This is a genomic window from Bacteroidales bacterium (genome assembly GCA_012517825.1).
Lineage (GTDB): Bacteria > Bacteroidota > Bacteroidia > Bacteroidales > JAAYUG01 > JAAYUG01.
In genome coordinates this window covers 1-9,424 of sequence record JAAYUG010000086.1, presented here as the reverse complement: position 1 = coordinate 9,424, position 9,424 = coordinate 1, and the positions used below count along the sequence as shown (strand labels likewise).

At 46.1% G+C, this 9,424-nt stretch carries 7 protein-coding genes; 5 read left to right on the top strand and 2 right to left on the bottom strand.

The features are described from left to right. From GX419_05635 to GX419_05615, 5 genes are all read left to right on the top strand, one after another. Window positions 1-628 (top strand): aminotransferase class IV (locus GX419_05635; protein ID NLI24167.1); only part of this gene is annotated, 628 nt, incomplete at its 5' end. Between the two features lie 93 nt (window positions 629-721). Next, window positions 722-1,933 carry an L-2-hydroxyglutarate oxidase gene (lhgO, locus tag GX419_05630; GenBank protein ID NLI24166.1) on the top strand — a complete coding sequence of 404 codons (1,212 nt, stop codon included), beginning with the start codon at window positions 722-724 and terminating at the stop codon, window positions 1,931-1,933. Between the two features lie 136 nt (window positions 1,934-2,069). After that, the gene (locus tag GX419_05625) at window positions 2,070-2,768 is read left to right on the top strand and encodes a hypothetical protein (GenBank protein ID NLI24165.1); all 699 of its coding nucleotides are present in this window, start codon (window positions 2,070-2,072) and stop codon (window positions 2,766-2,768) included. Beyond that, window positions 2,765-3,691, top strand: coding sequence for a ribosome small subunit-dependent GTPase A (gene rsgA / locus GX419_05620; GenBank protein ID NLI24164.1), 927 nt, complete (start codon window positions 2,765-2,767; stop codon window positions 3,689-3,691). The genes GX419_05625 and rsgA overlap by 4 nt, the downstream gene beginning before the upstream one ends. 91 nt (window positions 3,692-3,782) lie before the next feature. Then, window positions 3,783-6,632 carry a response regulator gene (locus GX419_05615; protein NLI24163.1) on the top strand — a complete coding sequence of 950 codons (2,850 nt, stop codon included), beginning with the start codon at window positions 3,783-3,785 and terminating at the stop codon, window positions 6,630-6,632. 20 nt (window positions 6,633-6,652) lie between these two features. Here the strand turns inward: GX419_05615 and pbpC are convergent, their stop codons facing one another. Beyond that, window positions 6,653-9,046 carry a penicillin-binding protein 1C gene (gene pbpC / locus GX419_05610; GenBank protein NLI24162.1) on the bottom strand — a complete coding sequence of 798 codons (2,394 nt, stop codon included), beginning with the start codon at window positions 9,044-9,046 and terminating at the stop codon, window positions 6,653-6,655. A 15-nt stretch (window positions 9,047-9,061) separates the two neighbouring features. After that, on the bottom strand, window positions 9,062-9,424 hold a 363-nt coding region (locus GX419_05605), incomplete at its 5' end, for a F0F1 ATP synthase subunit gamma (GenBank protein NLI24161.1).

The window sequence follows — 9,424 nt, the reverse complement described above, 5'->3', positions numbered from 1 at the left end:
TCTGCAACAGCTTTGCCATCTGATTAAATACAACAATTGCTCTCTGGGAAATGTGAGGATCGAACTGATTTTTCACAATGGCACCACAGATTTTCTGGCCGGATTTGTACCCCATTCTTATCCGCCGCCCGAACAATACATTAAAGGGATTAAAGTTGTCTCTCTCCAGGCAGTCCGCACCAATCCCAATGCAAAAGTTCTTCAGCAGGAACTGCGGCAGCAAGTGGAGAAAATTCTGGCTGATAAGAATATTTACGAAGTGATTCTGGTGAATGAAGAAGGGATGATTACCGAAGGCAGCAAAAGCAATTTTTTCGCAATCGCTGACGGAAAGCTGTTTACACCTCCGCTGTACCAGGTACTTCCCGGAGTTACCCGAAAACAGATTCTCGCCATGGCTGCTGAACATGGTATTCCGTTATCGGAAGAACCCATACCCCTTAAACAGGTTGACAATTACGAAGCTTTGTTCATTTCCGGAACTTCTCCAAAAATTCTTCCCATAGCAAAGTTCGGAACAAGGAAATTCGATCCCCTTCACCCTATGTTAGTGCAACTCCGGAACCTTTTTAACCAGCGTATTGATCACTATATCCTTGCTCACCGGCGTATCTGCAAGGAAAACTGAGACATCGCAGTGAACTGAGAATAAATTAGGCCAAAAAAGCATTATTTTCGTTCAGAAAACATTCAGAAACCATTCTGTCATCATTTCATTCCCATGCAATATCACTTTGTAATCATCGGCGGAGGCATTGTAGGAATGGCAACAGCCTGGAAACTGGCATTAAAAAACCCCGGACTCCGGATTGCAGTCCTTGAAAAAGAATCTGTTCTTGCCTCCCACCAGACCGGTCACAACAGCGGAGTAATTCACTCCGGCATTTACTATACCCCCGGAAGCCTGAAAGCCCGCAATTGCATTGAAGGCTACCGGCAACTGATCTCATTCTGCCAGGAAGAAAATATTCCCTTTAAAATTTGTGGTAAGCTGATTGTGGCAACTACCCAAAAGCAGATACCTCTTCTGGAAGAGCTGTACCGGAAAGGCATTGCAAACGGCCTGAACCAGATTAAGCGTCTCAGCTCTTCAGAAATTAAAGACTACGAACCAAATGCTGCCGGACTGGCTGCTCTGTGGGTGCCCTACACCGGTATCGTTGATTATGCAGCAGTAGCCGAAAAAATAGCACAGAAATTCCGGGAACTCGGTGGTGAAATTTTTCCCGGTTCAAAGGTTATCGCATTGAAAGACAAGGGTGATTTCACCGAAGTCATTACGCCGGAAAAAACCTATTTAACAAAATTCTACATTAATACCGCCGGATTGTATTCTGACAGAATAGCCCTGCTCACAGGAAAGCAACTTTCCGTTCGTATCATTCCCTTTCGCGGTGAATATTATACCCTCCGTGAAAACAGAACCTGGATGGTAAAAAATCTGATCTATCCGGTGCCCGATCCCGAGTTCCCGTTCCTTGGGGTTCATTTTACCCGCACCATAAAAGGAACCGTCGAAGCCGGACCCAATGCCGTGTTTGCCTTCCGGCGCGAAGGATACAGAAAATGGGATATTTCCCTTCCCGAACTCGCCTGGTCTCTCTCCTGGAAGGGTTTTCGCCAGGTGATGGCAAAATACTTCCGAATGGGACTGGCAGAATATTACCGCTCCTTTTTCAAAAAAGCCTTTGTAAAGGAATTGCAGAAACTCCTTCCGGAAATAACGGAAGACGATTTACTTCCCGGCGGATCCGGCGTGCGCGCCCAGGCATGCACCGACACCGGCAAACTGGCTGATGACTTTATCATTCTGGAAAACAAAAACGGACTGGATATCCTGAATGCCCCATCACCCGCCGCCACCGCGTCACTGGCTATCGGCGAACATATTGCCAGATTAAGTTCCGAAAGAATATTGCCCTATCTTGCTTAATTCAAAAGCATTCCTCTCAAAATGCGCTTGTTTTTATTCGTTTGGCTGAATTTTAATCCATAACCTGCGGGATAAAAATCACCTGCAGGAATATTACAGCACAATGCTTACATTTGCAATACAAATACGGTCTTTCATGCAGCGAATTTTCCCCTTTGTCGTCGTCTTTGGTCTTGTGAGCGTATTGAGTTCACCGGCCCAGAACAGAAAACTGTACCAGACATCCGGAGGTGAGTTTATCTTCTCCCTTGCCAATGCAGAATTTGCAAATCACCAGCGCGTACCTGTCAATATGCGTTTCACAATGTTCCTCCACCTCTCCGATTACTGGAATTATGACCTGAACGATCATCTGGGTCTTTTTACGGGTTTATCGCTCAGAAACATTGGAATGATCACAAAAGAAGATTACACCTACCGGGATAAACTTTATACGGATGTTAAGACAAAACGGCGCAGTTATGCGGCAGGTATTCCTTTTGCAGTCAAAATAGGCGTTTTCAGCAAAAATTTTTACCTCTTTGCCGGAGGCCAATACGAATGGTTATTTCATTATAAAGAAAAGCACTTCGTTAACAACCTCAAAATAAAATCTACTGAATGGTTCAGTAATAAGACCAATACATTTGTCCCCTCCGTTTTCGGAGGCATTCAGTTTCCCGGAGGCATCAACCTGCGGTTCACTCAGATGCTCGACGATTTTCTTAATCCCCACGAATTCCCCGAATTTTCGAAAACCCGACTTTATTATTTTTCCCTTTCCTTTCATTTCAGAAACAAAGCCCGCCATAGAGAAAAAGACGACGAACCAAAGGAATACGTTTACTCATTATGAAGGGCCTTGTAACCAAAACCACCGGAAGCTGGTATACGGTAGCCTGTGAAAACGGACAAACGATTCCCTGCAAGATCAAGGGAAACTTTCGCCTGCAGATGTCAAAAACAACCAATCCTGTGGTTGTCGGAGACCGCGTAACCCTGGAACTGACTCCTGACGGAAAAACCGGATTGATTACCTCCATAGAGGAAAGGAAAAACTATATCATCCGTAAACCCAGCAATCTCTCCCGGCAATACCACATCTTGGCCGCCAACATTGACCAGGCTTTGCTGGTGGTAACCGTCGCCTTTCCCCAAACCCCCTTTGAATTTATCGACCGGTTTCTGGTGACAGCCGAAGCATACAGAATCCCTGCCTTTCTGGTCTTCAATAAAAAGGACCTTTTTACAGGACCTTTGCAGGAACTTCTCGACGAGGCAACCGAAATTTACCAAAAAGCCGGGTACGGTTATTTCCTTACTTCTGTCACTAAAAAAGACGGTATTGAACCGGTGGCGGAGTTGCTGAAAAACAAGATTACACTGATTTCGGGCCTGAGCGGCACAGGAAAATCAAGCCTGATCAATGCCATTGAACCAGGTCTGCATCTCAAAACAGGCGATATTTCGCATTACCACCTGCAGGGGAAACATATTACAACCTTTTATGAAATGTTCCCCCTCAGCAGCGGAGGGTATGTGATCGACAGCCCGGGTTTAAGAGGATTCGGACTGGTTGATATGAAAAAAGAAGAAATCTTTCACTTCTTCCCCGAGATTTTTAAAACCGCCGCAAATTGCCAGTACTACAACTGCCTCCATCTGAATGAGCCCGGATGTGCCGTTCAGAAAGCAGTGGAAGAAGGAACAATCCCTTACTCACGATACCGGAGCTATATCAATATTGTCACCGAAGAAGATACAAAGTACCGCACTTAGTTTGCCGGCTCATTTTTTTATTTATTTTTGAAGGTGTTCTGGCTATCATATTATGCCTTACTGATTGCACACGTTAAACCTGATTGTGTATATGCCCCGTAAATTCCTGCTTGGCGGTATAGTCCTTCCCCTTTTTTTTGCAGGTAATGCACTTTTTTTCTATTTCTCCTACCGCGATCATGTCCACAACCGCCAGCAGCAAATGATGAAACAACTGTCCTATTTCACCTCCGAAACGGAGAATCTCTTTGCTTCCCTCGAAAATGATCTCAACTTCTACGTTTTCAATACCGACTTGTCAGTCTTTTTTTCCGGCCAGGATTATCAGAAAGAACTAAAGAATCTGGAACTTTTTTATTCACGTTTCGGAAATATTATATCGTCCATTACGGTGTATGATACTTCCCGCAATGTTTTCAGCCTCTACCGCAACCGGAAAGACGAATTCATAATTGATATCTACAAATCCCAGAGCCAGAAAGAAATTAAAAGCAAAGAGTCTGTTGAAGAACAAAACGGCCAGATTACCTATACTTTGCCATATTTTAAGAACAAAAAGTGCGGAGGCAATATAGAAATCAACCTGGAAGTCATTCCTTTTATCTCTACAGTTTTGCAACGATATACCTTGAACAATCAGACACTGGAATGGGCTGTCAATTCCTCCGGAGCCGTTTTTCTGCTCAATAACAGCCTGGAAGAATTCAAACCGCAAAACGCATCCGCCATTCTTGACAGTATCTCCAACGATTTGCCGGGAATCCTCCGTCATAAAATCCTTACCGGAAAGTCGGGCATCAGGGTTTTGTCAGTTTATTATCCCCTTCAGATCTTCCGGGTGCATTTTGGTATCATCCTGAGTTACCCCCTGCACATGATCCTTCAGGGAATTCTTAAATACATACTGGTTTTTTTCCTCGTAAGTTTCATTCTTATTGTTGTTCTTTTGTTCTATTATGAGCGCTCCCTGCAGATCATACGAAACCAGAAAGAAACCCTCACAAATACGGAACGTACCTTCCGGCAGATTATGGATGTTCTGCCGGTCGGAATTATTATGCTTTCCAAAGAGAAACGGATTAAAACCATCAATAAAACAGCCATTGAAATCCTGAACCTTGATCCGGGTGTTCAGTGGGTAGGTGAAAACATTTCCGACCGTTTTCTTATTCCCGACAATTATCTTTATACCGATTCCTTTAACACAGCTTTTGATTCGAATCAGTTCATATACTACTCGAACAAAGGTCATGAAGTGACCATACTGAAAAAAGAGATTCCCGTTATGATTGACGGGGAGGAATGCATCATCGAAGCATTTATTGATGTCACTCCTCTGGAAAAGTCGCGCCGACAGGAGGCTGCTGCTAACCAGGCAAAAAGCGAATTCCTGGCGCGGATGAGTCATGAAATCAGAACCCCGATGAACGGAATCATCGGTATGGCTGAAGCCCTGGCCCGCCAGAACCTCACAGGAGAGCAGACAGAACAGGTGTCTATCATCAGGAAATCAGCAGAGCTGCTCATGAGCCTGCTGAATGACATTCTCGACTACTCCAAAATCGAAGCCGGGAAAATGATCCTGGAAGATATTCCTTTCCGGCTCAGGGAAGAAATCAACTGGGTGGTTAATCTTTATAAACCCCTCGCCGCCGACAAAGGTGTTCAGATCCATGTCAACATTGAACCTTCCGTTATTAATAACCTGATAGGCGACCCCATTAAACTGAGGCAAATTCTTTCCAACCTGCTGAGCAATGCAGTCAAGTTTACTCCTTCCGGAGAAATTCATGTTAATGTCAACCAGATTGAAAATTATTCAGGCAATATCACTCTGGCTTTTGATGTCGAAGATACCGGCATTGGCATTCCTCCCGATAAACTGCATGAAATTTTCCGAACCTACAAACAGGCCGACAGTTCCACTTCAAGAAAATTCGGAGGAACCGGTCTTGGAACAAGCATTGCCAAACAACTGGTTGAACTTATGAACGGTGAAATTTTCGTGGAAAGCCCGTCCCGTATCTCTACCAACCCTGCCTTTCCAGGAAGCCGCTTCCATTTCACCATTGAAGTTTTTTCCAACGAAAAACTCAAGAAAAAATACGATTTCAGCAATATTTCATCGTTCAATGAAATCCGCTGTGCCCTGATTACTTTCGATCCGGCCCGTGACACGGAACTCATTGAAACCATTGAAAAAATGGGGATCCAATTAACTCTTCTCCCTTCCAGAAGCGATATCACCGGATTTCTTCAGAACCATATTCCCGGTAAACCGGAACCACTTCATCTGGTAATCCTCACTGACTCGAACCTTATCAATGGTTTCGCCATTGCAAAAAAAATCCAGGAAGAATCTCTTTCGGAATATTTCCTGCTGATTCTTGTCTCCTCCCGCGATAAACAGGGTAACTATATCCGCTGTAAACAGCTGTGGATTGACTATTATCTCATCTCTCCCTTCGACCGCTCTGAAATCTTCGACATCCTGCAGGACAATTTTCCTGATCTTGCTCCTGAAAAATTCAGGCATATCGTGCCGGGAAACATCGGCAAAGGATTGAATATTCTGCTTGCTGAAGACAATGCCGTCAACGTTAAAGTAGCACAAACCCTTTTTAAGGCGTTCGGGATTGAAATTGACGTTGCCCATAATGGTAGGGAAGCAGTACAAAAGGTTCAGGAAAAACAATACGACATCATTTTCATGGATCTTCTTATGCCTGAAAAAGACGGACTGCAGGCTACCATTGAACTGCGGGCATCAGGCATCCAGACTCCCATTATAGCCATGACTGCCAGCGCCTCCCGGGAAGACCGCAAAAGAGCCCTTTCCATTGGCATGAATGATTACATTACCAAACCCATAAAACCTGAAGAAGTAAAGGCAATCCTTCTGCGCTTTGGATCCGGAAAGGTTTCGCCCGAAGCAGAATAGCCGGTTTTCCTGTCAGCGGGTTATCTGCCGGCAATGACTTCAAAAAATACCTGTACTGTTTCTCCTTCATCATCCGTTAGTGTGAGTGTATGCTTTCCTTCCGGCGGATTGATGGCTTTCTGATGAATGCCGGTGGTTACTCCCAGAAAGGTATCATCAAGATGCCAGAATAGCCGGGCATTTCTCCGCCGGTGAATGGCTTCGCATATCATTCTGCTCTCAGCTCCGCTCAGTTCACGGGGGATATACACTTTTGATCCGGACTTTGGATAGAGTACATCCAGCGAAGGAGTTTCTCCCGGTATGGCGCAGCCTTCCTTCCAGTCAGGCAAAACCGCATAATCAGGATGATGGGAACGATAAAACCATTCCATTGCCGGTGGCAATACAAACCAGGGAACATGTACCATTTTATCCTGACCGGAGCATACATCGGAAACCCTGTATTTTCTGTCATAACTCAGATGGATGATCCGGTGAAAGGGACATGCCTTTGCGGTTAAACCGGCTGCCGGGGCCCAGATTGTATCAATATGCGGACAGTATGGACCCGGCCGGTATCCGCTTTCACGACACACTGTTACCTGTGCCATATCGTCCCATGGAGGAGTGAACCATCTGCTTTTTGGCAAGAGCCTGAAAACATCAAACATAATAGGGGCGGCACAGTTTAAGCCTGTCAGCAACGGCCTGCCCTCTCCGCTTGCATTCCCAACCCATACACCAACCACATAGGCCGGAGTCACTCCAATGGCCCACCCGTCTCTGTTTCCAAAACTGGTTCCCGTTTTCCAGGCAATTTTCCCGGTCCCTTCAAACCATTGCCACATGCCTTCTGCATCAGGACGGTTCACTTCGGCCATGGCTTCGAACATGAAATAAACGGCAGCTGCTCCCAAAACTGCATACGGTTCCGCAATAACCGTGTCTTTACCGTGCGATCTGCGGATCTGAAGAAGTACCGGTTCATGCAAATCATCCGGATCATATTTCCCATTAAGGGAGGGATAATGGAGAAGTTCCCTGCCCAGGCTGGCATAAATACCGCATAGATCCCACAGGGTACCTTCGGCGCCCCCCAGAATGAGCGTTAGTCCATAATGATCAGGATCAAAAGCAAGGGTACTCATGCCCAGGTCGCGCAGTAACTTATGAAAGCGCGGAACACCATACTGCTGAAGCATATGAACTGCCGGAACATTCAGCGAACGTGCAATCGCCCGCCTTGCCTGCACAGCTCCCTGAAAAGTGCGGTCATAATTCCGCGGAGCAAATCCCTGCATTCGCACAGGATAATCTGGCACCAGCATATCGGGCAGAATTTCTCCGCTTTGCAGCATGGCAGCATATAAAAAGGGCTTCAATATGCTTCCCGTACTTCTGGGTGCCCGTATCACATCAACCTCATCCCCGTGCCCCTCTTCCCCTTCGGGCACCGAATTCCCAATATAGGCAGCCACATTCCCTGTTTCTGTTTCAAGCACCAGTACTGCGGTATTGTAAATTTCATTACCGGCCAGCGTTTTCTGATGGTTGGGAAGTAAGTGCAAAATATTGAGCTGCAATTCACTGTCAATGGTTGTACGGATGCGCCCTCCCTGTTTTCCTGATGCATACCTTTCCACCAGATGAGGGACCAGCCTGGGGAGCAGATAAGGTTTTTCCGGAATTTCTTCACTTTTTGCCAGCATCAGGCTCAGCGAATCCAGTACTCCGTTGCGGAACAGCTTCTCCAGAAGCCTGTCTCTTTTTTCACGAAGCAATGCTTCCCTCCTGCCGGGAAAGGCCACTGCCGGGGTATTTGGCAATACGGCCAGAAACGCACTTTCTCCCCATGAAAGATCCTGCAAACGGCAACCAAAGTACCTCCATGCCGCCGCCTCAATACCCACAACATTTCCGCCAAATGGAGCATGCGCAGCATACATCCTCAGAATCTCCTCCTTGGAGTATTTAAGCTCCAGCCGTGTGGCCAGAATGATTTCTATTGCTTTCTGAAAAATATTTCGTGGCTTGCCGGGCCTGCTGAGGCGTATAACCTGCATGGTCAGTGTGCTGCCTCCACTGCGAACTTCACCGGCTCTTATATTTTGTACCAGTGCCCTGCCAAGGGCTCTTATGTCAAAACCGGGATGGGAGTAAAAACGTTTGTCTTCAAAGGCAATGAGCGCCTTTTTATACCGCCAGGGCAGAGAATCAGGTGCAGGAAAACGCCATTGTCCGTCGGCGGCAATTTTGGCCCCCAGCAAATTTCCATTCGCATCTTCAAGAACGGTTGCATAGGATACCCTGAACAAAGGTTCGGGAAGAGAAAATGCATACCATAGAACCAGGACAATCAGCAGGCTCCCTGCAGGCAAAAACCATCTGACAGTGTTTCCGTAACAACAGCTCCACCGTCCGGTCTCTGGCATCATCATGAAGGGTAGCTATTTCCCGAGCGCATTGGCTCCGCTCACTATCTCAAGAATTTCATTGGTTATGGATGCCTGGCGGGCTTTATTGTAATTCAGCCGCAGGGTATTGAGCAACTCCGTGGCATTGTCGGTTGCTTTGTACATAGCAGTCATGCGGGCTCCATGCTCAGCGGCAAACGAATCAAGAAGCGCTTTAAAAAACTGTATTTTCAGCGACTTAGGAATGATCTCCTTTACCATTACTTCCTTGGTAGGCTCAAAGATATAATCGGGGTGTATTACCTCCTGGTCTTTCGGAACCTCAATTTTAACCGGAAGGAAGGTTTCAACGGTCAGCAGCTGAACAGCAGCATTCTTGAACTGATTGTAAACCAG

Coding starts and splice junctions, on each gene's coding strand:
- GX419_05625 (NLI24165.1), top strand. CDS start 2,070: ATGCAGCGAATTTTCCCCTTTGTCGTCGTCTTTGGTCTTGTGAGCGTA.
- GX419_05615 (NLI24163.1), top strand. CDS start 3,783: ATGCCCCGTAAATTCCTGCTTGGCGGTATAGTCCTTCCCCTTTTTTTT.
- lhgO (NLI24166.1), top strand. CDS start 722: ATGCAATATCACTTTGTAATCATCGGCGGAGGCATTGTAGGAATGGCA.
- pbpC (NLI24162.1), bottom strand. CDS start 9,046: ATGCCAGAGACCGGACGGTGGAGCTGTTGTTACGGAAACACTGTCAGA.
- rsgA (NLI24164.1), top strand. CDS start 2,765: ATGAAGGGCCTTGTAACCAAAACCACCGGAAGCTGGTATACGGTAGCC.